The following is a 26,115-nucleotide window of genomic DNA, read 5'->3' as shown; positions in this document are numbered from 1 at the left end:
AGAATAAATTAGCCAGCCAGGTCATGTCTGTTGGACACTGCGCTGCCCGCCCTCGGTGGACAGCCAAACTGCAGGAGACAAAATGACCGAAAGAGCGATCAAAGACACTGTTGGCGCCTCGCATGCCGAGACGATCCAGCGCCTGATCGAAGCCAGAAAAGATACGCCGGGCGCCCTACTGCCCCTGCTGCACGATATCCAGGACACGGTGGGCTACATTCCCGCAGACTGCGTGGCCTCGATTGCACAGGCGCTCAAGCTCTCGCGCGCCGAGGTGCATGGCGTGCTCACCTACTACCACCACTTCCAGACGGAGCCCGGTGGTCGCCACGTGGTCCAGGTCTGCCGCGCCGAAGCTTGCCAATCGATGGGGGCCGACGCCTTATGGTCCCACGCCTGCCAGCGCCTGTCGCTGACAGCGGACGATGCGCTGCACGGAGCCACCACGCCGGATGCGGCCTTCACACTCAAGCCCGTGTACTGCCTGGGCCTGTGCTCCACCTCTCCGGCCATCGTGGTGAATGACCGCCTGCATGCGCGCGTCAGCTGCGACGACTTCGACCGCCTGCTGGACACCGCAAGGAGTGCAGCATGAGCATCACCCTCTGTGTTCCCTGCGACTCCGCTGCTCTGGCATTGGGCGCCGATGAAGTGGCGCAAGCCATACAGACCCAGGCCGCAGCGCGGGGCATTGCGATTGAGATAGCGAGAACCAGTTCGCGCGGCCTGTTCTGGCTGGAGCCGCTGGTGGAAGTGCAGACCGCGCAGGGCCGCATCGGTTACGGCCCGGTCCAGGTCAAAGACGTGCCCAGTCTGTTCGACGCCGCATTCCACCACGGTGGCGCCCACCCCTTGGGCCTGGGGCCGGTGGAGGAAATCCCCTACCTCAAGCACCAGGAGCGCCTGACCTTTGCGCGCATGGGTGTGACCCGCCCCCTGTCGCTGGAAGACTACCAGAGCCTGGGCGGCTACGAAGGGTTGCGCCACGCACTGCAACGCCCGGACGCAGAAATCATCCAGGTGGTGCTGGACTCCGGCCTGCGTGGCCGCGGTGGTGCGGCTTTTCCGGCAGGCATCAAATGGAAGACGGTGGCCGGTGCCGCAAGCCATCAAAAATACGTGGTGTGCAATGCCGATGAAGGGGACTCGGGCACCTACTCCGACCGCATGACCATGGAGGGCGACCCCTTCATGCTGATCGAGGGCATGACCATTGCCGCCATCGCCGTCGGCGCCACCGAGGGCTATGTCTACATCCGCTCGGAATACCCACACGCCGTGGCCACCATGCGCGAGGCGGTGGCGCTTGCCACAGCAGCCGGCTTCCTGAGCAACAACATCCTGGGCACCGGCCACCGCTTCCATCTGGAAGTGCGCAAGGCCGCCGGTGCCTATGTATGCGGCGAAGAAACCGCCATGCTGGAGAGCATCGAAGGCAAGCGCGGCGTGGTGCGGGCCAAGCCCCCCATTCCCGCGCTCCACGGACTCTTTGGCCAACCCACGGTGATCAACAACGTCATCACTTTTGCCACCGTTCCCCTCATCCTGGCCAAAGGTGCAAAGTTCTACAAAGACTATGGCGTGGGCCGCTCCCACGGCACGCTGCCCATGCAACTCACCGGCAACGTGAAACACGGCGGGCTGATCGAGAAGGCCTTCGGCGTCACGCTGCGGGAACTGATTTTTGACTACGGCGGTGGCACTGCTTCAGGCCGCCCGGTCAAGGCCGTGCAGGTGGGCGGGCCGCTAGGCTCCTACGTGCCGCCCGAGCACTGGGATGTACCGATGGACTACGAAGCCTTTGCCGCCGTTGGCGCCACGGTGGGCCACGGTGGCATCGTGGTCCATGACGACAGCGCCGACATGGCACAGCTGGCGCGCTACGCCATGGAATTCTGTGCAGTGGAATCCTGCGGCAAGTGCACGCCGTGCCGCATCGGCTCCACCCGCGGCGTGGAAGTCATAGACCGGCTGGTGGGTGACCAGAACCGGCCACAGCAGGTCAAGCTGCTGCGCGATCTGTGCGACACCATGCAGAACGGCTCGCTCTGCGCCATGGGCTCGATGACGCCCAACCCGGTCCTGTCCGCACTCAACCACTACCCGCAGGATTTTGGTCTGGCCGCGCCCCAGACCAAGGCTGCCTGAAACGTATCCACAAGGAATCGACCATGCTTGAACACCAAACCGTTGTCGACTTCGGCACGCCGCGCCGCGAGTCCACCCAGCACGTGACGCTGGAAATTGACGGCGAACGCGTCACCGTGCCTGCGGGCACTTCGCTGATGCGTGCCGCTGTGGACGCCGGCATCCAGGTGCCCAAACTGTGCGCCACCGACACGCTGGAACCCTTTGGCTCCTGTCGCCTGTGCTTGGTGGAAATCGAAGGCCGCAGGGGTTTTCCTGCGTCCTGCACCACACCGGCCGAAGCCGGCATGAAGGTGCGCACCCAGACACCCAAGCTGCAGGAGCTGCGCAAGGGTGTGATGGAGCTCTACATCTCCGACCACCCGCTGGACTGCCTGACCTGCTCGGCCAACGGCGACTGCGAACTGCAGACCATGGCTGGCGTAACCGGCCTGCGCGAAGTGCGCTATGGCGTGGGTGCCCAGAACGGTGGCGCCCACCACCTGGACAGTGCCAAGGACGAGTCCAACCCCTACTTCACCTATGACGCCTCCAAGTGCATCGTGTGCAACCGCTGCGTGCGTGCCTGCGAAGAAGTGCAAGGCACGTTCGCGCTGACCATCAGCGGCCGCGGGTTTGAGTCGCGCGTGTCGCCGGGGCAGGACCAGCCTTTCATGGAGTCCGAATGTGTGAGCTGCGGCGCCTGCGTGCAGGCCTGCCCCACCGCTACGCTGCAGGAGAAGTCCATCATCCAGCTGGGCCAGCCCGAGCACAGCAAGATCACCACCTGCGCCTATTGCGGCGTGGGTTGCGGCTTCAAGGCCGAGATGAAGGGCAACGAAGTGGTGCGCATGGTGCCGTGGAAAGACGGCAAGGCCAACGAAGGCCACGCCTGCATCAAGGGCCGCTTTGCCTGGGGCTATGCCACCCACAAAGATCGCATGACCAAGCCCATGATCCGCAAGGCCATCACCGACCCGTGGAAAGAGGTCAGCTGGGAAGAAGCCATTGGCTACGCCGCCAGCGAGTTCCGCCGCATCCAGGCCAAGCATGGCAAGGACTCGGTGGGCGGCATTACCTCCTCGCGCTGCACCAACGAAGAAACCTACCTGGTGCAAAAACTGGTGCGCGCCGCCTTTGGCAACAACAACGTGGACACCTGCGCACGCGTGTGCCACTCGCCCACCGGTTACGGGCTGGGCCAGACCTATGGCACCTCGGCCGGCACGCAGACCTTCAAGTCGGTGGAACAAGCCGACGTGATCCTGGTGATGGGTGCCAACCCGTCGGCCGCACACCCGGTGTTTGCCTCGCGCATGAAGAAGCGCCTGCGCGCCGGTGCCAAGCTGATCGTGATCGACCCGCGCCAGATCGATCTGGTGGACGCGCCCCACATCCGCGCCGATTACCACCTGCAACTGCGCCCCGGAACCAACGTGGCCGTCATCACCGCGCTGGCCCATGTGGTGGTCACCGAAGGTCTGCTGGCCAAGGACTACATCGACGCGCGCTGCGACACCAAGTCGTTCCAGCAGTGGCGCGACTTTGTGGCCCTGCCCGAGAACTCGCCCGAGGCCATGGCCGAGGTCACCGGTGTGCCCGCGGAGCTGATGCGCGGTGCGGCGCGCCTGTATGCCACCGGTGGCAATGCGGCCATCTACTACGGCCTGGGCGTGACCGAGCATGCCCAGGGCTCCACCACCGTGATGGGCATTGCCAACCTGGCCATGGCCACCGGCAACGTGGGCCGTCCCGGCGTGGGCGTGAACCCGCTGCGCGGCCAGAACAATGTGCAGGGCGCCTGTGACATGGGCTCCTTCCCGCATGAGCTGCCGGGCTACCGGCACATCTCCGACAGCACGGTGCGCAGCCAATTCGAGGCGGCCTGGGGCGTGCACCTGGAGCCCGAACCCGGCCTGCGCATTCCCAACATGCTGGACGCGGCGCAAGCAGGCAGCTTCATGGGTCTGTACTGCGAAGGCGAAGACATCGTGCAGAGCGACCCCAACACGCAGCACGTGACGGCAGCACTGGCGGCCATGGAATGCATCGTGGTACAGGACCTGTTCCTCAACGAGACGGCCAAGTACGCCCATGTGTTCCTGCCCGGTTCGTCCTTCCTGGAAAAGGACGGCACCTTCACCAATGCCGAGCGCCGCATATCGCGCGTGCGCAAGGTGATGCCACCCAAGGCGGGTTACTCTGACTGGGAAATCACCATGCTGCTGTCCAACGCCCTGGGTTACCCCATGCACTACAACCACCCCGGCGAAATCATGGCCGAGATCTCCGCACTCACCCCCAGCTTCCGCGGTGTGAGCTACGAGAAGATCGAGCAGCACGGCAGCGTGCAATGGCCATGCAACGAAGACACGGCGGAGTTGGGCACTGAGACCATGCACGTGGACGGCTTTGTGCGCGGCAAGGGCCGCTTCATCGTCACACAGTACGTGGCCACCGACGAGAAAGTCACGCGCAAGTTCCCGCTGATCCTGACCACCGGGCGCATCCTGTCGCAGTACAACGTAGGCGCACAGACCCGCAGGACCGAAAACATGCAGTGGCACGGGGAAGACCGACTGGAAATCCACCCGCACGACGCGGAAGAACGCGGCATCCGCGAAGATGACTGGGTGGGCGTCGAGAGCCGCGCCGGCCAGACCGTGCTGCGTGCCGTGGTGACCGAGCGGGTGCAGCCCGGTGTGGTCTACACCACCTTCCACTTCCCCGAGTCGGGCGCCAACGTCATCACCACCGACAACTCCGACTGGGCCACCAACTGCCCCGAGTACAAGGTGACCGCGGTGCAGGTAATGCCGGTGGCGCAGCCCTCGGACTGGCAGAAGTCCTACAACCGCTTCAACCGCGAGCAGCTGACGCTGGCGGGCCTGCAGCCAGAGGCAGCACCCGACTTTGCAACCACCACGGGCCGCTGAGCACACCATGGACATGTGCAACCTGGCCTTGCCAGCCCCCGGCACCTACCGCACGCTGGAGGTGACCGGCAGGCGCGACGGCTACCTCTTCCACGACCAGGACTGCGTGGCCGAAGAGGTGCCCGTGGCGTTCGAGTACAACGGCATTTCGCATGCGGTGATGATGGCCACGCCCGATGACCTGGAAGACTTCGCGCTGGGCTTTTCCCTGTCGGAAGGCATCGTGGAAAGCGCACAGCAAGTGCACGATCTGGAGGTCAGCAGCACAACGCAGGGCTGCACGTTGCATATCCGGATTGCCGCTTCACAGTTCGCACGCCTGAAGGACATGCGGCGCAACCTCACAGGTCGCACCGGATGCGGGTTGTGTGGCACCGAAAGCCTGGCGCAGGCCGTGCGCATACCCCGGTCGCAGGCGCAACATGTCCGCTTTGGCGCGAGCGCGGTCGCCAGCGCCGTGCAGAACCTGCGCGCGCGCCAGATGCTGCTATCGGTTACCGGCGCCACCCACGCCGCGGCCTGGTGCGACCCCAGCGGCAACATCGTGACACTGCGCGAGGATGTGGGCCGCCACAATGCGCTGGACAAGCTCATTGGCGCGCTGGCGCACGCACGCGCGGACGCGGCCAGCGGCTTTGTTGCCGTCACCAGCCGGGCCAGCTACGAGATGGTGCAAAAGACCGCATGCGCCGGCATAGGCACGCTGGCCGCCGTATCGGGCGTCACCGGCCTGGCCGTGGAAGTGGCACAGCAAGCGGGCCTCACGCTGCTGGGCTTCGCCCGGGGCGACAACCTGACGGTCTACACACACCCCGAACAGTTTGAGTGGAAAACATAGCCATGGCAGAAGACAACCTCACCCGCATGGGCAACCAGATTGCCACCTTCTTTGACAGCATGCCCGACCGGCAGGAGGCCTTGCTCGACTTGGCCACCCACCTGAAGAAATTCTGGGAGCCACGTATGCGCCGCGACTTTCTGGCCCGCGTCGATGCGGGCAACGTGGTGAACGTGCACCCGCTGCTGCTGGCTGCTGTTCAGCAGCACCGACAGGTCGTGGAATAGCGCCTCACGTCTCAGAAAATCCGCTTCACGGCAAAGCCCTTTTGCGCCAGCAGCGCGGGCAAACCTTTCTCGCCAATCAGGTGCAGGGAGCCGACGGCAACAAACAGCTTGTGGCCGGCGCCATGGAGCTCTTCTATGCGTGCGGCCATCTTGGGGTTGCGGTCATCCACCATGCGCTGCATCTCCTGTCGTTCCATGGCGCTGTTCAGGCATTGACACCACTGGGGGTAGGTATCCAGCGCAGTCTGGTCGCTGGCAGCCCAGGCGTCGGCCAGCTTCACCAGAATGTGCAGCCCGCGCTCGAATTCCTCCGCTGTGAAGTCGCCCCGTGCCAGTGCCTCTTCAATGTCCGCGTTGCTGGCACGCAGGGCCCGCAACTGGTCCTCTGCAGTCTCCAGTGCCTCTATCGCCTTGCCCATCTTGTGGCCTGCCTGGATCAGCATGGCGTCGATGCCGAACGCGGGCTCCAGCCCGTAGCCCCGTGCCATCGCCAGGGTGATGGCCATCACCTGGTATTCGGGCCTGACCTTTTCCAGGTCTGCGGCATTGAGGCACAGCTCGCGCGCCTTGGCCTTGGACCACTGGCTGAATGCTTCGGGCGGAGGCACCTCATCCAGCCGGGTCCGCTCCTGGGCAATAGATTGCATGGTGGCGTCATCCAGCAGGTTGAGCTCCAGCGCCATGGTGTCGCTTGCCTGCACGGCCCGCACCAACTGCGGCCCCGGAAACACCCACTCCAGCTTGGCAACGTGGATGGTGCCGTAGAGGTAGGAAACCCTGCCAGCCTTGGAGACTTCCCAGAGAAAGCCGCGGTCTTTGGCCACGCGTTGCGCTGCCTGGATCTGTTCGACAGAAGGCTCTTGTAGAGGGGGCGGGCAAGCCGCCTGCACAGGTTGACACGTCAGGTACAGCACGGCTCCGGCCAGGGCCAGCAAGCGTTTGATGAGGATGGGAAAAGGTTTTGAACCGTGGTGGGAGAGTTTGTGCAGGATGTCCATCTGCACATTCTCCCTTACCGGGTTTGCAGGTGTTGCAATGGCAGACAAGCTGCCACATGATCACCATTCGTAAGCCGATGGAGATCAATCGATCGGCGCTGCCAGGAGCCCGAAGAATGTGGAAGCGCTTTGTGGTTCGTTGCTGCTTGCGTAAAAACGCTTGGTCCATGCTGCGGGCCTTGCTAGGCCCGGCGTTGACTTTGGCGCTATCCCAAGTGCTTGCCCCCGTGGCGCACGCAGCGGATGGGGCACAGGCTTGGCACTTTGCCGTCAATGGCCCGGAGACACCTGGTGACCAACGCTACCGATACCACTGGAGCGTCCTCAAGGCGGCGCTGGAAGCCACGCGACCGACCTTTGGCAACTATTCGGTGACCATGGCCGAACACATGACGGAGGCCCGGCAGATTGCGGAGATGAAAGAGACCCGAGGCCAGATCAACACCATGGTGCTGGACAGCACAACCGAGCTGGAACGCGATCTGATTGCCGTCAAGATACCGGTGGACAAGGGCTTGGTGGGATACCGGGTGTTTCTGATCCGCGCGGAAGACCAGCCCCGCTACTCCGCAGTCAGAACGCTGGACGATCTGCGTCAATTCAGCATGGGTCAGGGCAAGGACTGGTCCGATGTTGCCATCTACAAGACTGCAGGATTCAAGGTTGAGCGGGGTGTGAGCTACGAGGGGCTCTTTGAGATGCTGATGAACAAGCGGTTTGATGCATTCGGCCGTGGCGCCACGGAGGTGATGGATGAGTTCCAGGCGCGGCAGAAAAGGTATCCGGGCATGGCCATCGAGAAAGACCTGCTGCTGTACTACCCCATGCCGGTGTATTTCTGGTTTCCAAGGACCGAGACTGGCCGGCTCCATGCCAATCGGGTCGAAACCGGCATGAATGCCATCGTCAGGAATGGAACGCTGGACCGACTATTCAAGCAGAACTTTGCGCCCCTGATCAAGGCGCTGAACCTGCAAAACAGGCGCCTGTTCCGGCTCACCAACCCGGACCTTCCGCCCGATCAGCCTTTCAGCAATGCGCAGCTGTGGTTTGATCCCCTGCCCTGATCAAACCGGCACAGGACTGGTCCGGGTACGCCTACTCACTTTTTGCCCACACTCGCTTTGCAGCGGCCAATGCTCTCGTTCAGCGGCTTCAGCAAACCCTTGGGGTCTTGCTTGCTCAGATAGATGCCAGTCATTCGGGATCTTCCGTCGGTCACTATGGAACCCGGCGGCCACAGGTTCTTTTGCTCGCCATAGATCGAGCGGGGAACCACCACCACGTCCACCTGGGCGCGCGCCAGCAGCCGGGGCAGTTCCTCATAGGAATAGGCGCCACTGACGCTGGCATAGCCTTCGGCGAGATAGTCGGCGTGCTGTGGCGAGCCCAATCGCGCCACGATGCGCAGGCTCTTGTCGCGCATGTCCACCGGACGCATGGATACCAACACATCCGGGTTCTGCCACATCGGGCTGCTCTGCAACATGCTGGCGGCACGCTCGGCCGTGAACCCCATGGGAAAGATCATGTCCAGCTCCTGCGCCTGCAGCATCTGGATGACCCGGCGCGTCGGGTAACTCAACCAGGTGATTTGGGCGTTGAGTTTGCCGGATACGCAATCCATCAGACTCCTCTTGGCGGGGTCATTGATCTTCAGGTGGCTGTCGTCCAGCACTTCGTATCCCGGCAATGCAGCGGGCACACCCACCGTCAGCTGGCGGACCGGACTGACAGCCTGTGCCTCAGGGATCAATACCCCGGTCGCCAGCACGCAGGCGGTGTAGCCCAAGCTGGCAATCTTCCGCAACGCGCCTGCGTGGCGACTTCTGTCGGGATGCGCGCCGGGCTCGGTCATCACGCTCTCAAGGCAGCAGATCGGATGCCAATGATCGCGTGGTCCAGGCCGCGTCGGGCCGCCAGTTCGCGACCCAGGCAGAGAAATCCGCACCCGGCATGGGTCTGGCAATGCCGAACCCTTGGCCCAGTTCGCAGCCCAGCTTGAGCAGGGCAGCACCGTGTTCCACCGTTTCCACACCCTCGGCAATGACCTGGCGCTTGAAGGCCTGCGCCAGCCCGATGACGCCTTCCAGTATGGCCAGATCGTCTGGGTCATCCAGCATGTCGCGCACAAAGCTACGGTCGATCTTGAGATAGGCAACCGACAGCCGCTTCAAATAGGTGAGTGAGGAGTAGCCGGTACCAAAATCATCCAGGGCGAACATCACGCCGATGTCGCGGCAGGCATCGATGACGCGCGATATCCGTGTCAGGTCTTCCAGCGCACTGGTCTCCAGCACTTCCATTTCCAGACTTCCGGCCGGTATGTCCGGGTGGCGGGCAAGGCTCTCCCGCAAGCGGGCGACGAAATCCGTCTGCTGCAACTGGCGCGCGCCCACGTTGACACTGACCGGAATGAACAGGCCCTGCGCACGCCAGATCTCCACCTGGATCAGGGCGGATTCAATGACCCATTCCCCCACATCAACCGCCAGCGGATGGTCTTCGATGAGTGGCAGGAACACCGCAGGCGGCAGCAGACCGCGCTGCGGGTGTTGCCAGCGAATCAGTGCCTCGGCTCCCACCACCTCGCCGGTGCGCATGTTCACCTTGGGCTGGTAGTGCAGCACAAACTCACCCAGCGCCAGCGAATGGCGTATATGTTCCAGACTCTCGTGATAGCCGCGCAGACTGCGGTCCTGGTCTGCGTCGAAGATGTGGTAACGGTTCTTGCCGGCCTGCTTGGCCTTGTACATGGCCTGATCGCCCTGGCGCAGCAACTGATCTGCATCCACCTCTTCCGCCTGCGGAAAGAAGGTGACGCCTATGCTGGCCGACACCTGCAGCACTTTCTCACCCACGTGCAAGGGCGCATCGGCTGCCGCCAGCAGGCGGCTCAACAGCGGGGCGCCGGCGGAAACGTCGGGCAGGTCCAGCAGCACGGCAACGAATTCATCGCCCCCCAGGCGCGCCAGCGTATCGCCTTCACGCAAGGCCTGTTGCATGCGTGCGGCAAGAATGATCAGTACCTGGTCACCAATCTCATGGCCATGGCTGTCGTTGATGGCCTTGAATCCGTCCAGGTCCAGATACGCCACCGCCAGCAGTTGCTCGCGCCGCTGGGTCTGCACCATGGCCTGGTGCAGACGGTCCGCCAGCAGCACCCGGTTGGGCAAGCCCGTCAGCACATCAAAGTGCGCCATGTGTTCGAGCTGCTTCTCGTGCGCCTTGATGGCCGAGATGTCGGTGAACAGCGCGACATAGTGCAGGGTGACATTGCGCACGTCGTCCCGTACGGCACTGATGGTGAGCATCTCCGGATAGACCTCGCCGTTCTTGCGCCGGTTCCACAGCTCGCCATACCAATGGCCTTTGTCGTTCAGATCCTTCCATAGGGCGGCGTAGAAGCTCTGCTCATGCAGACCCGACTTGAGCATGTTGGGCCTGCGTCCCAAGGTTTCACTGCGGTCATAGCCGGTGATGCGGGAGAAGGTGTCGTTGACATCCATGATGGTGCCATCCGCCGCAGTGATCATGATGCCCTCGCGGGCGTGCGAAAAGACGCTGGCAGCAAGCAGCAGCTTTTCCTCCGACTGCTTGCGCCCGGTGATGTCGCGGAACGACCAGAAGCGTCCGACGATGGTGTCACCTATTCTTTGCGGCTGCGAATAGCGCTCAAATACGCGTCCATCCAGAAGCAGCAACGTGTCCTCGCTCGACGCGTCCGGATGGTCATACAACTCCTTCACTTTTTCCAGAAAGACCTCGGGCTGTGCCACCTGTGACTTGACATGGTCGAGGACCGGATCCTTCACCTCGGTGTTCAACAGCACCTGGGGAACTCGCCAGAGATCCACGAACTTCTGGTTCCACCGCGATATTTTTCCCTCACGGTCCACCACCAGGATTCCATCCACGGTGGACTCCAGCACCGCGTTGGTCAATGAGTTGGAATACGACAAGGCCTCTTCCGCCCGCCTCTTCTCGGTAATGTCCTCAAACACCCAGATACTGCCCTCCAGGGGCTGCGCGGAATCCAGCGCACAACCGCGCATGCGTGCCAGAAACACCGTGCCGTCCTGCCGCTTGAGCGGCTGCTCCCCTTCATAGCGGCCGGTCGAGGACGCAATCGCCTCATAGATTTTCCGGGCAGTATCGGCGTGGTGCTCTTCAGACAGGTAGACCTCCCGTATGTGCATTCCACCCATCGTGCCGGATGCATAGCCAAACATTTGCTCCGCATAGCGATTGGCAAGCAGGACGATGCGATTGCGCACAAACAGGACGCCGACCTCCACGTTGTTCAGGATGGTGCGCTGTTCCGCAAACGATGTTTGCAGACCCCGGCGCATCTGGTCCATCTGTTGCGCCAGCCGGCCGATTTCGTCCGTCTGCCTCCAGTCCAATGGCAAGTCCAGATTGCCGCCTGCGAGCTGATCGGAAAACGCCGTCAGGCGCGACAGCGGCTTGAGGACGCGCACACGTATCGCAATCAGGATCAGTACCAGTGCCAAAAAGAATTGCCCCAGCAAGACCGTCAGATTGGCATTGCGGTCAGACGCGATCTCGCGCTGTTGCAGACCGTTGTCGATCTCCAGCTCAACCGACCCCAGAACCGTTCCGCGGCGTATCAGCTCGCTGCTGCGCACACGGGCTTCACCCAGCCGCCGCTCGGGCCGTTCGATGTTCAGAATGGGCTTCACACCCTGGTCGCGAATGGTGATGCGGACCACTTGCGGGTCCAGCAGTGCGGCGGCCGCAATGGTCTCGATCATCTTGCTGTCCACATTCCATACGGGATCCACCAGGCTGCTGGTCAGCAGACCCATTTTGTCCACGATATGGCTTTCGGCTTCACGGGCCATCTTTTGCTGGCGCAAACCGGCAAACAACATGCCGCCGATGATGGCCGGCACCAGCAGCCCTATGCACATTGCAACGACGATTCCCACGCTCAGGCTGCGCGCCCTGAGCCCTGCCAGCAACGCGGCCAGTGACCCGGCGGAGGATCGTTCGTGGGTCTTCATGAACAAGCCAGTCTGCTGGGTCGTTGCATCACGGGTCTTCGGACAAGACTGGGCGCTGTTTCCACGCATGGATGCTTTGCCGTATCAAACCATCTATTGCGCCACTCTTGCGCAGTGCTGCCAGCCGCTCGTCTATGGCGGCGAGCTTGTCGGCACAACGCCCATTGCGCGTCAATGCAATGAAGTTCAGGGTCTCCGCCGCGTACGGCTTCAGGGCCACGATCTTGTCCTCGTCGCCCCTCTTGAGCAGGAACGCCATGCCGGCGTAGTACCCGGTGATGAAGTAGTCGATCCGGCCCAGCTTGAGCTTGTCGAAATTGTTCTCCGGCGAATTGGCCTCTTCAAACGTCAGGTGTTCCCGCAGGTATTCGTCCAGGCCGTTGCCGAAGAGGTTTCCACTGGTGATGCCGCCACGAAGACCCACCAGATCGCTGCGATCATGGAACACGAACGCATGCTTGCGGGCTACAAATACCGCCACCGGGTTGGCGAACGCCGGCGTATTGGGGAACAACAGAAACTGTTCTCGCTCCGGTGACTTCTTGAGCGTCACCACCATGTCCACCTCGCCGCGCTGGGCCAGCAGCATCACGCGAGGAAACGGCCCCACGTAGCGGACCTCATAAGGTATTTTCAGGTCATCCAGTACGCGCCTGGCAATGGCGATGCTGGCGCCCTGCAGTGTCTTGCCGTCATACCAGTGCAAGGGCGGATAGGCCGGATCAGCCGTCAGCACCAGGCGTGAGCACTCCGCATGCGCCAGCCCCATCCACGCACACGCGAGGGTGCCCAGGAATACGCGCAGGCTGTATCTTGTGCCGCGACAATTTAGAAGGTTTCCCATTCCTCATCCGCTCCTGCTGCAACCGCCCGCGCTACGGGAGCCGGCTTCGCAATCAAAACGGGCTGGGGCTTGGCCTTGGCAGCAGGCGCCTGTATCTTGGGTTTTGCAGTGGCGGGGGCGGCAACCGCCTTGCGCACCCCCATGGGCAAGGGGCTTGCAGAGGGTGCAGCGATGGGAGTACTTGCTGCAGCCACGGTGTATTGGGGGTCCAGCTTGAATACGGCAACCGTCTCCACCAGGTCATGCGCCTGGGTCCGCAGGCTGCTGGCAGCCGCAGCCATCTGTTCCACCAGAGCGGCGTTTTGCTGTGTCACCTGATCCATCTGATTCACCGCGTCACCGATCTGGGCCACCCCGGCGGCCTGCTCCACGCTGGCTGAGCTGATTTCGCCCATGATGTCGGTCACGCGGCGTATGCTGGACACGACCTCGGTCATGGTGGTGCCGGCCTTGTCCACCAGCACGCTGCCCTGCTCCACGCGTTCCACGCTGGTATTGATCAGCGACTTGATCTCCTTGGCTGCATCGGCACTGCGGCCGGCCAGGGAGCGCACTTCGGACGCCACCACCGCAAAGCCGCGCCCCTGCTCGCCGGCACGGGCCGCTTCGACCGCTGCATTCAATGCAAGGATATTGGTCTGAAAGGCAATGCCGTCGATGACGCCAATGATTTCACTGATCTTGCGGCTGGAATCATTGATGCCTTTCATGGTCTCCACCACCTGGCCCACGACTTCACCACCCTGGATCGCGACACTGGACGCGGTGTGGGCCAGCTTGTTGGCCTGCGTGGCTGCGTCGGAATTCTGCTTCACCGTGGTGCTGAGTTCCTCCATGCTGGCTGCCGTCTCTTCCAGTGCGCTGGCCTGATTCTCGGTACGTGCACTCAGGTCGTTGTTGCCATGGGCGATTTCCGCACTGGCTGTGGCCACTCCGTCAGATCCCCGCCGCACCGCGGCCACGGTTCTGGACAGGCTGTGCTGCATGGTCTGAATGCTCTTGAGCAACTCGGCGATTTCGTCGTGCCCCTTCGCATCAATCGCCTGCGACAGGTCGCCCGAGGCCACCACCGCTGCCGCGTCGCTGGCCTTTCTGACCGGCCCCACAATCATCCGGGTGACGACCCACCCCAGCGCAACCGCCAGCAGGACCACGACGGCAATGGCAATCTCGGTGGCGGTACGGGCAATGCTGGCGTTGGCCATGCCCGCAGCAGCGGCATCGTTGGCCAGCTTGACGTTGAACTTGACATGTTCATCCAGTGCGGCGCTGGCTGCAGAGAAGTTCTTGCGGGAATCGGCGAACAGCAATGCGATTGCATCCTTCAGACCTTGCTCACCTTGCATGGCCATGGGGACCAGCTTCGCCGTGGTATCCATATAGGCCTGTGTCTTGGCCATGTCGTCCTTGAACAAGTCACCGTCTTCCGGTGTGGAGATCAGTGGTTCGTAGGATTTGAGAAGTGCCTTGGCCTCGGTCATCGACTTCTCTATACGTCCCTTGAGTGCCTCCTGCTCCTTGGCGTCAGCGACCAGAAACTGGGTTTCCAGTCGGCGCACGTCACTGACTTTTCCCTTGATGTTGTAGATGACTATGACACTGGGCAAGGAGTTGTCGCCGAGATCGACCAACGCAGACTGGATCAGAGAAAGTCGCGTGATCGCGAAGACTCCCAACGCGATCGTCAGCAGCGCCATCGCTGCAAATGCAAGACCCAACTTGGCACCCAACTTGAGTTTGGTCATATGCGAGTCTCCAATTATTTTTTTGCAATACTACTCCTGCTTAACCCGCATAGCCAGTGAATGTTTACCCCTATCGGCCGCCTGTCTGGGTGGACCTTTTTCGAGGCTAGACCGGCGGTTTTTCCGTCAGGTCCTGGATCAGGAAACGGCCGTAATGTTGGGCTGAAACAGGCTGCAAGGCATGCAGGTGCCTACATCTGAAGCCACTATGTGGGGATGGCACTTACCTGTCCGTTGCTTGGATCACTTTGCTGGCACTTCTGACCTGCGCGACCGATTGCGCGGTGACTGCGTCCGCGTTGTTGCCCCAGCTGCTGCGTACAAAGCTCAGGACGTCGGCAATATCCGTGTTGCTCAGGCGCCAGCCAAAGGGCGGCATGCCCAGTTCGGACGGTGCCGTCACGGTGTAAGGCATGGCAGAACCCTGCAGCACGATGCGCACCAGCGACGTGGTGTCGCCCGCAGCAACGGCGCTGCTGTGCGACAGCGTCGGGAAGGTGCGCCCCGCGCCCTGCCCGTCCGAGCGGTGGCAGGCACTGCAGTTATTGAGGTAAATCAAGGCACCCCGTCGACTCGCCAACTTGGTCATGTCCCCTTGACGCAAGGCCAGCGTGGTGGGGTCCTGCGGATCGGGTGCGACGGGCTTGCTGCCGCCAGCTTCGCTCGCACCCAATGACTTGAGGTACACGGCGATGGCATTGGCGTCCGGCAGTGTGAGGTATTGCGTGCTCTGTGAGACGACGCCTGCCATCGCCCCGAAGGCCGCGGTCTGCGCATTGCGACCGGTGTGCAGGTACTGCACCAGCGCGGCCTGCGACCAGGAAGCAAGTCCGGCCTGGGTGGTCTCATCCAGCTCGCGCAGCGGCAGCGCATACCAGCCGTCAATCGATGCCCCCGCAAGAAAGTGCGCGCCGTCCTTTTCACTGGACGCCTTTTCGGCACCGATGAAGTTGCGCGGGGTATGACAGGCACTGCAGTGCGACAGCCCTTGCACCAGATAGGCCCCCCGGTTCCATTCGGCACTGGCCGACAGCACGGGCGCAAACCGCCTGTCCTGCAGATTGACCATATTCCACAGTGCCATCAGGCCGCGCATGCTAAAGGGCCAGGCCAGCCGGGTGACCACATTGTCCTGCTGCTCGGGCTTCACAGCTTTCATGAAGTAGGCATAGAGATCGAGCACGTCGGCATCCGTCATCCGGGTGAACTGCACATAGGGCATGGCGGGGTAGAGGTAGTGGCCATCCTTGGCACGCCCCTGGCGCAGCGCTCTGGAAAACTCTTCGGCACTGTAGTTGCCGATGCCGCTGGTGCGGTCCGGTGTGATGTTGGTGGAGACGATGGTGCCGAAGGGCGTGGCCATCGCCAGCCCGCCCGCAAACGGCAAGCCGCCTGCGCGGGTATGGCAACTGATGCAGTCAGCCGCGCGTGCCAGATACTCGCCACGCTGCACGTCGGTATCCGATGGAGCGGTGGCTGCGAAGGCAGATGTTGCCCCAATCAGGAGCAGGGCAAGGCAGCAGCGCAGGAGCCGGTTCATGCCAGCGCTCCGGGATTCTTGAGGTAACGGTCCTTGATCATCGCTGCCGACCAATAGGCCAGTGCCGCCACCATGCCGGTGGGGTTGTAGCCGAAGTTCTGCGGAAAGGCACTGGCACCCATCACAAACACATTGGGCACGTCCCAGCTCTGCAGGTAGCGGTTCACGGCGCTGGTGGCCGGGTCCGTACCCATGGGCGCGCCGCCCGTGTTGTGGGTGGACTGGTAGGCACGCAAGTCGTAGTGGTCGCCCGGCTTCTTGACGCTGACCGTGACTTCACGCGGTCCCATGGCCTTTGCAATTCCCTCGATCTTGCCCACGACGAACTGGCTCATGGCAATGTCATTGGGCTTCCAGTCAAAGGTCATACGCAGCAGCGGCTGCCCGTATACGTCCTTGTAGGTGGGGTCCAGGTCCAGGTAGTTGTCGCGGTAGGCCATGACCGAGCCCTGACTGCCCACGCTGGTGGTGTAGAGGTAGTTGTCCTTGATGGCGCGCTTCCAGCCTGTGCCCCAAGCCGGCGTGCCGGCGGGAACGCTCATCTGCTGCAGCGGCCGCCCTCCGGTGTTGATGCAGTTGATGGATGCGCCTCCCACAAAGCCCAGCGGGCCATGGTCGAAGTTGTCACCGTCAAAGTCGTCAATCACGCTGCCGCTGGCGCCCGCGCCCACGAAAGGATTCATGGGCAGGTCCTTGTTGAAGAACAGATTGACGCCACCGCCCAGCTGGTAGGCGTAGTTGCGCCCGACCACACCGCTGCCGCTGGCCGGGTCGTAGGGCTTGCCAATGCCAGAGAGCAGCATCAGCCGCACGTTGTGGAACTGGTAGGCACACAGCACCACCAGGTCGGCCGGCTGCTCGACTTCTGCGCCTTGCGCATCGATGTAGGTCACGCCGGTGGCGTGCTTGCCATCGGCTGCCATGTTCACGCGCAGCACATGCGCACGGGTGCGCAACTCGAAGTTGGAGCGGTGCAGCAGCGTGGGCAACAGCGTGGTTTGCGGCGAGGCCTTGGCATAGTTGTAGCAACCATAGCGCTCACAGAAGCCGCAGAAATTGCACGGACCCAATTGGGCTCCGTGTGGGTTGGTATAGGGACGTGACGCGTTGGCCGCCGCTTGTGCAAACGGGTGGTAGCCCAGCTCACGCGTGGCCCTGTCAAAGAGCAAGGCGCTGTTGAGCGAGGCCAGTGGTGGCAGGGGATACTCGTTGCTTCTGGTCCCTTCGAAGGGATTGCCGCCCGCCTGGATGACGCCCCCCAGATTGCCGGCCTTGCCCGACGTTCCGCAGACTTTTTCGAACTGGTCGAAGTACGGCTCCAGCTCTTCATAGCTCACACCCCAGTCCTGAATCTGCAAGTCCTTGGGTATGAAGTTCTTGCCATAGCGTTCGGCATAGCGACTGCGTATGCGCAAGTCGTCTGGCAAGGGCCGCCAGTGGTGACCGTTCCAGTGCACACCGGCGCCGCCCACACCTTCACCAGGCAGGAACGAGCCTAGTTGCCGGTACGGTACTGCGGTGTCTCCAAGGCCGTGGCGCACCGTCACCGTCTCTTTGGCCAGGTTCTGGAACAGTTTGCCGCGTATGCCATAGGTCAACTCGTCGGTGATGCGCGGATAGGCGAAGTCCGGGTTGGTGTCGCGCATTTCGCCGCGCTCCAACGCCAGCACATGCAGGCCCGCCTGGGTGAGCTCCATGCCCATGATGGCGCCGGTCCAGCCAAACCCCACCAGAACGGCATCGACCTTGGGCATCTTTTTGCTAGCCATGGCATTCACCCCTGCGGACCATTGATGCTGACGGGCGGTAGCGGATAGCGTTCGCCGGGCCGCCCTACCCAATCGGCATAGTCGGCACGTGCCCCCGGAAAACCGATCATCTTCCAAGCCGCTGCATTCTTGTTGCCGCCGTGCATGGGGTCGCTCAGATAGCCTTCCCGTGTGTTCTGCAGCAGAAAGCCAAAGAAGGCCCGTGCGTTGACCCCTTCCAGTGCGATGGCACCGGACTCCAACCCCTGCAGCAGCTTGTCCTGCGCAGCCGGCTGCAGCAGCGCGAAGGTCTTGCTGCCCAGCTGGGTTTCGCAATAGCGGTCGGTTGCTGCAATGCCTGCACGGTACACATCGCGTGGTGGCAACCGGTCCTGGTAGCCGAACTCCGGCGGGGACTCTACATACGGCCCCTGCATGTACCAGAGCGCAGCGTTGCCAAAGATGGCGTCCATCTGGCGATCAATGAATTCCGGAACACCCGCTTCCAGTGCACCCGGGCCACTGTCGTCGGCGGGAATCAGACGTGCCACGGCAGCCTGAAGGAATACCCATTCAGTCGGATGGAAGTAGGCCGGTTGGTAGGTTGCCGTGGACGACGTGGCGCCTGTCTTGTCCGTGGCAGCGGCACTCCCCTTTTCCTGTGCAGCGCTAGTCAGCACCAATGTAGCCGTGGGCAGTATGACCACGGACTTGCGCAGAAAAATGCGGCGACTGAGCGCCTGGTTGGGTGGGGTGTTCATGGGCTCAGGTTACTGCCCGGCACTGGCACGGCTCCGTGCGTTGGCGCACCGAAATCGCTCAACCCAACCGATAGGCTGGATGCCACTCAACCACGAAGGAATCGACATGACCGAAAAATCCGCCAGCGTCCATTGGCTAGGTTCCGGCAAAGAAGGCAAGGGAGAAATCAGCACTGAAACCGGCGCGCTGGCCAACTACCCTTATGGCTTTGCCAGTCGCTTCGGAGAAGAACGCAAGGGCACCAATCCGGAAGAGATATTGGCCGCAGCACACGCGGCATGTTTCACCATGGCGTTTTCGTTTGCCTGCGAGAAGGCCGGTTTCGCCACGCAGATGGTGGATACCCGGGCCCGCGTCCGGCTAGTGGCCGCAGGCGAAGGTTTTGCCATCGACCAGATTGCCTTACATATGAAGGCGAGCGTAATCGGCATGGAGGACGCACGCTTTCAGGAATTGGCCGATCTGGCCAAACACAATTGCCCGCTCTCCAAGGCACTGACGGGCGTTCCATCCATCACCCTGGTGGCCGAGCTGCTGCCGCCGCAATGATTGGCGCCTGAACTTCTATCGCTACTTGCTCGCGCCCTCCGGCGTCTCCCAGCGGGCGCGTATGGCTTCAATGGTGGGGATGATGGAGAAGAACACGTCGATCAGGCGGGGATCGAAGTGCTGGCCAGCGCCTTCGCGCAGTATCTGCAGGGCGCGCTCCGCCGACCAGGCCTCCTTGTAGGGCCTGCGCATGGTCAGCGCATCAAAAACGTCGGCAATGGCAACCATGCGCGCCTCGATGGGAATGGCCTCGCCAGCAAGGCCTTCCGGGTACCCCGAGCCATCCCATTTTTCGTGGTGGTACATGGCGATCGAGGCGGCCATCTTGAACGTGTCCGAGGTGCCTTTGGCCAGGATGTCGCGTCCCAATTGGCAGTGCGTGCGCATCACCGTCCACTCTGCCGCGTTCAGTGGACCGGGCTTTTGCAGGATTTCCTTGGGTATGCCAATCTTGCCGGTATCGTGCATGGCCGCAGCGCGCTCGATATCGCGGCAGTAGTCTTCGGATTTTCCGGCGGCGCGGGCCAGCGCTTCGCTATAGGCGGCCATGCGCCAGATGTGCACGCCGGTATCTTCGTCATTGAAGTGCGCGGCCTCGCCCAGCATGGAAATGGCCTCGCGGTAGCTCTGCTCCAGCCGTTCGACACGCACCATGGAGAGATGCGCACGTACCCGCGCCGCCACGATGGGCGGGCTGATGGGTTTGACGATGTAGTCCACCGCACCCAGCGCAAACCCTTTTTCTTCCATCTTGCGGTCTGACATGCTGGTGACAAAGAGGACGATCGTCTCGTTGGTCAGTGGGTCGGCCATGAGCTGGCGACACACTTCATAGCCATCGATGTCGGGCAACTGGATGTCCAGCAATACCATCGCCGGTTGATGCTTCCTGGCGGCCAGCAGCGCATCGGCTCCAGTGGCGGCAAACACCAGGTCGTATTCGCCGGAGAGGATCTCACCCATCAGGGCGAGATTCGCGGGTTCATCATCGACGATCAATATGGGTCGCTTCGACATCTGTCTATTGGCCTTTCAACACGATATGGAATTGGTCTGCCAGTGCAAGCACCGCTTTCTCCGCCAGCCTGAACTGGAAACCTGCAACGGCTTCACGCACGGCCTTGAGTGGCACTTCGCCAACCAGGGCGGTCAGCTCCTTGAGCAAGGGATCTGCACCGAAGGGGTTGTCACTCGCCAGAATGGCAATGAGCTGCTCCAGCAAGGTCGCAACATGGCCGAGGTCCGGCGCGGCGTGACTGTGCGGCGTTGCAGCTGACTGCGCAAGTTCGCCCAGATACTGCTGTATCGACGCCATCACCACTGCAAGAGCTTCCTTGAGCGCAGCACGGGCCAGCACCGTGTCTTCACCGGACCGCAGCTGGAACTGAAGCACCTTGGCCGCCTTGCCAACTTCATGCATGCCTAGATTGCCGGCCACTCCGCAGAGCTTGTGCACAAAGCCGGCCAGACTCTCATCGGCAGGCTGGTCCAGCAGCGCAATGCGCGGGCTGTAGTCCGCAACAAACTTGCCCAGATACAGCTTGTACTGGTCGGCACTGCGCCATAGCCTGATCGCGTCGGCCACATCCAGCCCGGGAAATACCGGGCTGGAGCGGGAATCTGTCACCCTGCGTTGCGGGTCGGAAGAATCATCCACAGTGCGCTGCATCTGTGAAAGTATGACGGAGATGGCCTTCTCCACATCCATCGGTTTGGAGAGATGGTCGTTCATGCCGGCGTTGATCGCATTCTCGCGGTCCTGCGCAAAGGCACCGGCACTCAGGGCAACAATGGGCAGCTTTGTAAAACGTGCATCCAGACGTATCCGCTGCGTTGCCTGCCCACCATTCATGTTGGGCATCTGCACATCCATGAGCACCACGTCGATGTCGTTGGGGTGGGCAAAAAGCCAGTCGATGGCTGCCTGCCCGTCTTCGGCCGTGACCACTGTGGCCCCCTCGCCTTCAAAGATCAGCTTGGCCACCTCCAGATTGACGTCACTGTCGTCCACCACCAGAAGACGCACTCCCTGCAGGCGCTGCGGTGCCGCACTGCCGCTGGATGGCTCAAACACGGTGCGCTTGCGCAATGCCGACATCACCGCATCGAACAGCGCAGACGCACTCACCGGCTTGTTGAGCACGGCATCGGCAAGCTCCGCGTCTGGATGGGCCAACACGTCATCCCGCGAATAGGCCGTGGCCAGGATGATGATGGGGCCCTGGCCGCCTTCCAGGTATTCGTGCACGCCCCGAGCGACGGAGAGACCGTCCAGATCCGGCATCTTCCAGTCCAGCACCAGAACCTCCGGGGGTTGGCCGGACTGCTTGCGGTTGACCACATGCTGCAGCGCTTCCTGACCACCGCAGACCACGGCCGGGTTCCAGCCCAGCGCCAGTGCGGTGGTACGAATGGCATCGCGCGAGATCTGGCTGTCATCGGCAATGAGCAAATCCAGGTCCCGCAGTCTGCGGCCCATCTCGGTGACCTCGCGCGCCCAGGGGAACTCCACGGTGAAGAAGAATTCGCTGCCCACGCCGGGCGTGCTGTGCGCCTCCAGCGTGCCGCCCATCATGTCCACCAGCTTGCGGCTGATGGAAAGACCCAGCCCGCTGCCACCGTATTTGCGGGTGGTAGACGCGTCGGCCTGGCTGAAGGGCTTGAATATTTCCGCCATGGCCGCTTCCGAAATGCCTATACCGGTATCGCGCACCGCGAACCGGAGGGTGACGGACACTTCGTCCCTGCGCACCTTGCCCACTTCCAGTCGCACGTAGCCGCTGTGGGTGAACTTGATGGCATTGCCCACCAGGTTGCTCAGCACCTGTCCGAGCCGGGTGGGGTCCCCCACGATCGGATGGATGTGGTCCGGCGGCGGCGCAATGGCCACCTCCACATCCGGGCGATTCGGGTCGCCAATCATGATGGTGGCCACACTGTCGAGCACATCACCCAGGGTGAAGGCGGTGTGTTCCACGCTCATCTGGTTGGCTTCTATCTTGGAGAAGTCGAGGATGTCGTTCAATATGCTCTGCAGGGTCTTGCCGGTCTGCGAGATACGCCGCACCAGTCTCCTTGCCTCCTCGTTCAAGGGCATGCGCTCCAGCACGTAGGCCAAGCCCAGAATGCCGTTCATCGGCGTGCGGATTTCATGGCTCATGTTTGCCAGGAACTGGCTCTTGGAAAGGGTGGTGGCCTCAGCCAGTTCCTTGGCCGCCAGCACCAGTTTCTCGGATTCCTTCTTGTGCGTCACATCGGTGTAGGTGACGATCATGTGGTTGGAGGCCAGTGGCTCCCCGATGACTTCAAAGGTCTTTCCGTTGGCATAGCGACGTTCAAAATGCAGGGGCTTGCGACTGTCCAGGCTGTCCACATACGACTGCACGACTTCGGCCAGCGGCTTGTCACCGAAGTCTCCGCGCTGGTGCTTGAAGCGCAGGAAATCCGTATGGAATACCGCCTCGCCCAGGAACAGTTCCGGTGGCAAGTCCAACATGCTCTCCAGCAGCTTGTTGTGCAGGACGATGCGGTGATCGGCATCGAAGACCAGCACACCAAAGGGCAGCTTGTCCATGACCTCGTGCAGGAACTGGTACAGCTCCATCAACCGCCGGGTCTGCTCCATGCGCTCACGGTCGTCGGTCAGCGTGCTGCGGCTGTAGAGCGGCAAGCCGTTGGCGTCACGTACCAGATTGGCATCCACCCGGAATGGTCGGATGGAGCCATCCTTGCAGACGAACTCCAGCTCGAAATTGCGCAAGGTACCTTCCTGTTTGAACTTCACAAACCGCTCACGCACTTGCTGTGCGCTGGACGGACTGAGAAAGTCAAAAATGGGGCGGCCGACAAACTCCGCTCTGTCATAGCCCAGATAGTCCAGTTCGGTTGCGTTGACGTTCACCAACACGCCATCGGCATTGAGGGTGTGGTAGCCGCAGGGTGCCTGGTCGTACAGGTCCTGCACTTCGCGCGTGCGCTGTGCCACTTTGGCTTCCAGGTCTTCGTTCAGGCTGTGCAGCTCGTCCCTGGCCTTTTGCAACTCCCCCCGTTCCTGCTGCAGGGTCTGCTGTTGCGTCTGGATGCTGGAGGTCAGCCGGTTGAAGCTGGCAATCAGACCGCGTATCTCCGTGTCGCCCACCTGCGCTATCGGCTCCAGCACACGTTGCCCGCTGGACATGGCATCCATGCTCTGCCCAACCTTTTTCAGGGGTTGCAGCAGCTTTCTTGATAACAGCAGTGCGACGGTCACACCCAACAGGGTGGTGATCAACGAAATCCAGCTCAGTGCGCGCAGCATCTCATCGGCAGATGCAAAGGCAATGCCAGTAGGAAGCGCCACCACCAGCTTCCAGTCGGTGCGCTCTATCGGCGCCACCGAATACAGCTTTTCAATTCCCTTGCGGCTTTTCCCGATGAAACTGGTCTCGCCCTTCCTAATGTTGCGTCCGACTTCGTTATCGATCAATGGCAGTTTGACGCTGGCCGGATCGGAGCTGGCAATGACGGCCTCGTCGGACAGGGACACAACGTAGATCTCGTTGTTGCCCATGACTTTGGCATTCGTCAACAGCCCCAGGAAATCGGCAGACGCCATATCGACCCCACCGACCAGCGCACCGACAAATTCCGATCGAGCATCAAAGAGGGGGACCGTGAAAGTGACGACAGTCTGCTTCAAGACGCGTGCCAATACTGGGGAGCTGACGTAGGTTTTTCCGCTTTCCTTGACTTGCTTGAAGTACTCCCTGTCGGCATAGCTCTTGCCCTTGCGTCCGGGAATTTCGGGGAAGTCCCCAACCACCACCCCATTGGCATCCAGCACGAATGCGCCCGCAGAGAACTGGATGGGAAGCGTGTACCGCTGCGACAGATACTGCGACGCATAGACCGGATCGCGCAACCGCGCGGAATCGAATCGGCTTGCCAGCACTTCCAGAAGCTGAATCTCGTTGCTGACCTTCTGACTCACGCCCTGCGCGTAGACACGGGCTGCCGAGTTCTGCGGGTCCACCAGGAATTCGCGCTGGCGCTCATACAGGTATTTTCCGGCAAGGTTGCTTCCGCCCCATATAAAGACGACAACCAGCAAAACCGGCAATACCGAAAGTTTGAGCTGTAAAGACTGGAGCCAACTCTTGGGTCGGCTCATCTGGTCCAGATTCATCTGCCCCCCTAAACAATCCTGTTCAGTGGCTTCCATTCTGCGCCACAACAGGGCCTGCGGCTAATGTGACGGCAAAGGAATAGACGCCATAGGGTTACTTAAGTCTCGCTTAAGCACCCTTGAAAGAGCAGATGCAAGTGCGAATGCACTTGAGCGCCGGTCTACAGCCGGGCCAGCCAGTTGCCATGGTAGGTATCCAGCCCGCGCACATGCGCGACGGACACAGGCTCCAGCAAGCCGGACTGTGCCGCATCTGCGTCCTGCGCCAGACACCAGGCGCCTCTGGCTGTGCCCTCCACCGTGTCCACGCTGGCGAAGCAGTTGGCGCCGGGCAACAGCGCCTGCAACGCTGCCAGGTAGACGGCGTTATGCGCTAGCGGGCCTTCCACAACCACCCGGTGCGCACTCAGGTTGGTGCCCCACAGGGCATGGATCAACCAACACGTCATCTGGGCGCAATACAGTGCCGCCAGTGCAGCACGTTGCACTTCTGTCAGCACAGTCCCCGTTGGCATGGGCAAGGCCTGTGCATGGCGTACCACCGAACCCGCGCGCCCTGCAAAGGGGCCGCCCTGCGCTGCAAATGCCGGCAATGCCATGAGCTGCTCATCGATCAGGGACTGCACGACCTCCCAGGAGGCGGCATCTGGACTGGCGCCATCGAGCAACACGCCAAACTCGCGCCCGCCCATGAAGCGGGCTGTCGGTGTCATGCGCCCCGTGACATCCACATTGGCCAGCATGTCCTTTTCAGCCGTCAGATCGTGCGCGGATGCGCCGGGCGCCATCAACACGGTCCAGGTGCCGGACGACACCAGGGTCAAGGATTGCGGTGCAGCGTCTGCTGCGGCAGTACGTGGCAGATAGCGCGCCAGACAGGCATTGCTGTCGTGCACACCCACATGGACCTGGGCCCTGGCAGGCAGGCCCCACTGCTGCGCCACTTCGGCGCGCACCGGCCCTACGACCTCCCAGGCTTTGCGGAGCGGCGCAAACAGCGCAGCCCAGCCCCGCTCCTGTGCCAGCCGAGAATAGCTGGCGGTGTTCGGATTCCACAGATGGGTGTGGCAACCCAGCGAAGACACTTCGCTGCAGGCCACGCCGCTGAGCAGCCAGGCCCAGTACTGGGCGTAGGGCATCAGGCAGCGGGTGCGTTGCCAGGCTTCGGGATGGTTGTTCTGCATCCAGCCCAGCTGGCGTGCGGCATTGAGCCCGGCGGGAAGTTCGGGCGAGAGCGTCTCGGCAAAGGTGCTGCCATCGGCAAAGGCCTGTTGCAATGCGCTGTCCTGCGCCACCGCTTCGTATTCATAGTCCAGCGGCTCCCAGGCCAGGCCCTTGTCGTCGAGCGCCACCAAGGCGGCGCCATGGGTGGAGGTGATCACATGGCCGCAGCGCTGCGCATGGGGGGACGCCGCCATGGTCTGCTGCATCCATTGCGCCAGACCGTGCACATCCAGCGCCGGATAGCCCAGCACACTTTGCACGCTGGCATTGGCGCGGCTGTGGCGCTCCACCACCGTGCCCTGCTTGTCCAGCAACAGCAGCTTGGCGTTGCTCTTGCCGATGTCGATGACCAGCGTCAGATCCGCTGCAGTTGCATCCATGGGTGT

18 protein-coding genes are annotated in these 26,115 nt (G+C 62.1%); 7 read left to right on the top strand and 11 right to left on the bottom strand.

Annotated features, from left to right (window positions below):
- The first annotated feature begins 82 nt into the window (after positions 1 to 82).
- From AAGF34_RS13155 to AAGF34_RS13135, 5 genes are read left to right on the top strand one after another with little or no spacing between them, the layout of a single operon-like run.
- Positions 83 to 595, top strand: a complete 513-nt coding sequence (locus tag AAGF34_RS13155) for a formate dehydrogenase subunit gamma (RefSeq protein ID WP_342616178.1) — start codon at positions 83 to 85, stop codon at positions 593 to 595.
- Positions 592 to 2,148 (top strand): NADH-quinone oxidoreductase subunit NuoF, encoded by a 1,557-nt coding sequence (locus AAGF34_RS13150; RefSeq protein WP_342616177.1) that lies wholly within the window; start codon positions 592 to 594, stop codon positions 2,146 to 2,148. The genes AAGF34_RS13155 and AAGF34_RS13150 overlap by 4 nt, the downstream gene beginning before the upstream one ends.
- 23 nt (positions 2,149 to 2,171) lie before the next feature.
- On the top strand, positions 2,172 to 5,063 hold the full coding sequence (gene fdhF / locus AAGF34_RS13145; RefSeq protein WP_342616176.1) for a formate dehydrogenase subunit alpha: 2,892 nt from the start codon (positions 2,172 to 2,174) through the stop codon (positions 5,061 to 5,063).
- A 7-nt stretch (positions 5,064 to 5,070) separates the two neighbouring features.
- The gene (gene fdhD / locus AAGF34_RS13140) at positions 5,071 to 5,901 is read left to right on the top strand and encodes a formate dehydrogenase accessory sulfurtransferase FdhD (protein ID WP_342616175.1); all 831 of its coding nucleotides are present in this window, start codon (positions 5,071 to 5,073) and stop codon (positions 5,899 to 5,901) included.
- 2 nt (positions 5,902 to 5,903) lie between these two features.
- Positions 5,904 to 6,128 carry a formate dehydrogenase subunit delta gene (locus tag AAGF34_RS13135; RefSeq protein ID WP_342616174.1) on the top strand — a complete coding sequence of 75 codons (225 nt, stop codon included), beginning with the start codon at positions 5,904 to 5,906 and terminating at the stop codon, positions 6,126 to 6,128.
- A gap of 11 nt (positions 6,129 to 6,139) precedes the next feature.
- Here the strand turns inward: AAGF34_RS13135 and AAGF34_RS13130 are convergent, their stop codons facing one another.
- A complete protein-coding gene (locus tag AAGF34_RS13130) occupies positions 6,140 to 7,126 on the bottom strand; it encodes a TraB/GumN family protein (RefSeq protein WP_342616173.1) in 987 nt (328 codons plus the stop codon).
- 56 nt (positions 7,127 to 7,182) lie between these two features.
- Here AAGF34_RS13130 and AAGF34_RS13125 point away from each other — a divergent pair, with 56 nt between their 5' ends.
- Positions 7,183 to 8,193, top strand: coding sequence for a hypothetical protein (locus AAGF34_RS13125; RefSeq protein ID WP_342616172.1), 1,011 nt, complete (start codon positions 7,183 to 7,185; stop codon positions 8,191 to 8,193).
- A gap of 35 nt (positions 8,194 to 8,228) precedes the next feature.
- On the opposite strand, the gene AAGF34_RS13120 is transcribed toward AAGF34_RS13125, so the two are convergent.
- The 7 genes from AAGF34_RS13120 to AAGF34_RS13090 all read right to left on the bottom strand — a co-directional run bounded on the left by AAGF34_RS13120 (position 8,229) and on the right by AAGF34_RS13090 (position 18,791).
- Positions 8,229 to 8,984 (bottom strand): transporter substrate-binding domain-containing protein, encoded by a 756-nt coding sequence (locus AAGF34_RS13120; RefSeq protein WP_342616171.1) that lies wholly within the window; start codon positions 8,982 to 8,984, stop codon positions 8,229 to 8,231.
- Between the two features lie 7 nt (positions 8,985 to 8,991).
- The gene (locus tag AAGF34_RS13115; protein WP_342616170.1) at positions 8,992 to 12,153 is read right to left on the bottom strand and encodes an EAL domain-containing protein; all 3,162 of its coding nucleotides are present in this window, start codon (positions 12,151 to 12,153) and stop codon (positions 8,992 to 8,994) included.
- Positions 12,154 to 12,181: 28 nt separating this feature from the next.
- Positions 12,182 to 12,997, bottom strand: coding sequence for a transporter substrate-binding domain-containing protein (locus tag AAGF34_RS13110; protein WP_342616169.1), 816 nt, complete (start codon positions 12,995 to 12,997; stop codon positions 12,182 to 12,184).
- Positions 12,982 to 14,742 (bottom strand): methyl-accepting chemotaxis protein, encoded by a 1,761-nt coding sequence (locus tag AAGF34_RS13105; RefSeq protein WP_342616168.1) that lies wholly within the window; start codon positions 14,740 to 14,742, stop codon positions 12,982 to 12,984. Before AAGF34_RS13105 ends, AAGF34_RS13110 begins: the two co-directional genes overlap by 16 nt.
- A gap of 223 nt (positions 14,743 to 14,965) precedes the next feature.
- Positions 14,966 to 16,282 (bottom strand): cytochrome c, encoded by a 1,317-nt coding sequence (locus tag AAGF34_RS13100; RefSeq protein WP_342616167.1) that lies wholly within the window; start codon positions 16,280 to 16,282, stop codon positions 14,966 to 14,968.
- Positions 16,279 to 18,051: a GMC family oxidoreductase gene (locus AAGF34_RS13095; RefSeq protein ID WP_342616166.1), complete on the bottom strand. Its 1,773-nt coding sequence runs from the start codon at positions 18,049 to 18,051 to the stop codon at positions 16,279 to 16,281. The genes AAGF34_RS13100 and AAGF34_RS13095 overlap by 4 nt, the downstream gene beginning before the upstream one ends.
- A gap of 5 nt (positions 18,052 to 18,056) precedes the next feature.
- Positions 18,057 to 18,791 carry a gluconate 2-dehydrogenase subunit 3 family protein gene (locus AAGF34_RS13090; protein ID WP_342616165.1) on the bottom strand — a complete coding sequence of 245 codons (735 nt, stop codon included), beginning with the start codon at positions 18,789 to 18,791 and terminating at the stop codon, positions 18,057 to 18,059.
- A 106-nt stretch (positions 18,792 to 18,897) separates the two neighbouring features.
- On the opposite strand from AAGF34_RS13090, the gene AAGF34_RS13085 reads away from it, so the two are divergent.
- Positions 18,898 to 19,341, top strand: a complete 444-nt coding sequence (locus tag AAGF34_RS13085; protein ID WP_342616164.1) for an OsmC family protein — start codon at positions 18,898 to 18,900, stop codon at positions 19,339 to 19,341.
- A gap of 21 nt (positions 19,342 to 19,362) precedes the next feature.
- Here AAGF34_RS13085 and AAGF34_RS13080 read toward each other — a convergent pair whose 3' ends face one another.
- From AAGF34_RS13080 to AAGF34_RS13070, 3 genes are all read right to left on the bottom strand, one after another.
- On the bottom strand, positions 19,363 to 20,358 hold the full coding sequence (locus AAGF34_RS13080; RefSeq protein WP_342616163.1) for an HD domain-containing phosphohydrolase: 996 nt from the start codon (positions 20,356 to 20,358) through the stop codon (positions 19,363 to 19,365).
- 4 nt (positions 20,359 to 20,362) lie between these two features.
- Positions 20,363 to 24,541 (bottom strand): response regulator, encoded by a 4,179-nt coding sequence (locus AAGF34_RS13075; RefSeq protein WP_342616162.1) that lies wholly within the window; start codon positions 24,539 to 24,541, stop codon positions 20,363 to 20,365.
- A gap of 125 nt (positions 24,542 to 24,666) precedes the next feature.
- On the bottom strand, positions 24,667 to 26,109 hold the full coding sequence (locus AAGF34_RS13070) for an FGGY family carbohydrate kinase (protein WP_342616161.1): 1,443 nt from the start codon (positions 26,107 to 26,109) through the stop codon (positions 24,667 to 24,669).
- Between the last annotated feature and the right edge of the window lie 6 nt (positions 26,110 to 26,115).

Origin of the sequence: Rhodoferax sp. GW822-FHT02A01, assembly GCF_038784515.1 — a bacterium.
Lineage (GTDB): Bacteria > Pseudomonadota > Gammaproteobacteria > Burkholderiales > Burkholderiaceae_C > Allorhodoferax.
This window is presented reverse-complemented; position numbering and strand designations above follow the sequence as displayed.

Bases quoted from the DNA above. Each gene is read 5' to 3' on its own strand.
- AAGF34_RS13090 (WP_342616165.1), bottom strand. From the start codon at position 18,791: ATGAACACCCCACCCAACCAGGCGCTCAGTCGCCGCATTTTTCTGCGC.
- AAGF34_RS13135 (WP_342616174.1), top strand. From the start codon at position 5,904: ATGGCAGAAGACAACCTCACCCGCATGGGCAACCAGATTGCCACCTTC.
- AAGF34_RS13100 (WP_342616167.1), bottom strand. From the start codon at position 16,282: ATGAACCGGCTCCTGCGCTGCTGCCTTGCCCTGCTCCTGATTGGGGCA.
- AAGF34_RS13155 (WP_342616178.1), top strand. From the start codon at position 83: ATGACCGAAAGAGCGATCAAAGACACTGTTGGCGCCTCGCATGCCGAG.
- AAGF34_RS13130 (WP_342616173.1), bottom strand. From the start codon at position 7,126: ATGGACATCCTGCACAAACTCTCCCACCACGGTTCAAAACCTTTTCCC.
- AAGF34_RS13120 (WP_342616171.1), bottom strand. From the start codon at position 8,984: ATGACCGAGCCCGGCGCGCATCCCGACAGAAGTCGCCACGCAGGCGCG.
- AAGF34_RS13115 (WP_342616170.1), bottom strand. From the start codon at position 12,153: ATGAAGACCCACGAACGATCCTCCGCCGGGTCACTGGCCGCGTTGCTG.
- AAGF34_RS13150 (WP_342616177.1), top strand. From the start codon at position 592: ATGAGCATCACCCTCTGTGTTCCCTGCGACTCCGCTGCTCTGGCATTG.
- AAGF34_RS13110 (WP_342616169.1), bottom strand. From the start codon at position 12,997: ATGGGAAACCTTCTAAATTGTCGCGGCACAAGATACAGCCTGCGCGTA.
- AAGF34_RS13070 (WP_342616161.1), bottom strand. From the start codon at position 26,109: ATGGATGCAACTGCAGCGGATCTGACGCTGGTCATCGACATCGGCAAG.
- AAGF34_RS13125 (WP_342616172.1), top strand. From the start codon at position 7,183: ATGATCACCATTCGTAAGCCGATGGAGATCAATCGATCGGCGCTGCCA.
- AAGF34_RS13075 (WP_342616162.1), bottom strand. From the start codon at position 24,541: ATGGAAGCCACTGAACAGGATTGTTTAGGGGGGCAGATGAATCTGGAC.
- AAGF34_RS13080 (WP_342616163.1), bottom strand. From the start codon at position 20,358: ATGTCGAAGCGACCCATATTGATCGTCGATGATGAACCCGCGAATCTC.
- fdhD (WP_342616175.1), top strand. From the start codon at position 5,071: ATGGACATGTGCAACCTGGCCTTGCCAGCCCCCGGCACCTACCGCACG.
- AAGF34_RS13085 (WP_342616164.1), top strand. From the start codon at position 18,898: ATGACCGAAAAATCCGCCAGCGTCCATTGGCTAGGTTCCGGCAAAGAA.
- fdhF (WP_342616176.1), top strand. From the start codon at position 2,172: ATGCTTGAACACCAAACCGTTGTCGACTTCGGCACGCCGCGCCGCGAG.
- AAGF34_RS13105 (WP_342616168.1), bottom strand. From the start codon at position 14,742: ATGACCAAACTCAAGTTGGGTGCCAAGTTGGGTCTTGCATTTGCAGCG.
- AAGF34_RS13095 (WP_342616166.1), bottom strand. From the start codon at position 18,051: ATGGCTAGCAAAAAGATGCCCAAGGTCGATGCCGTTCTGGTGGGGTTT.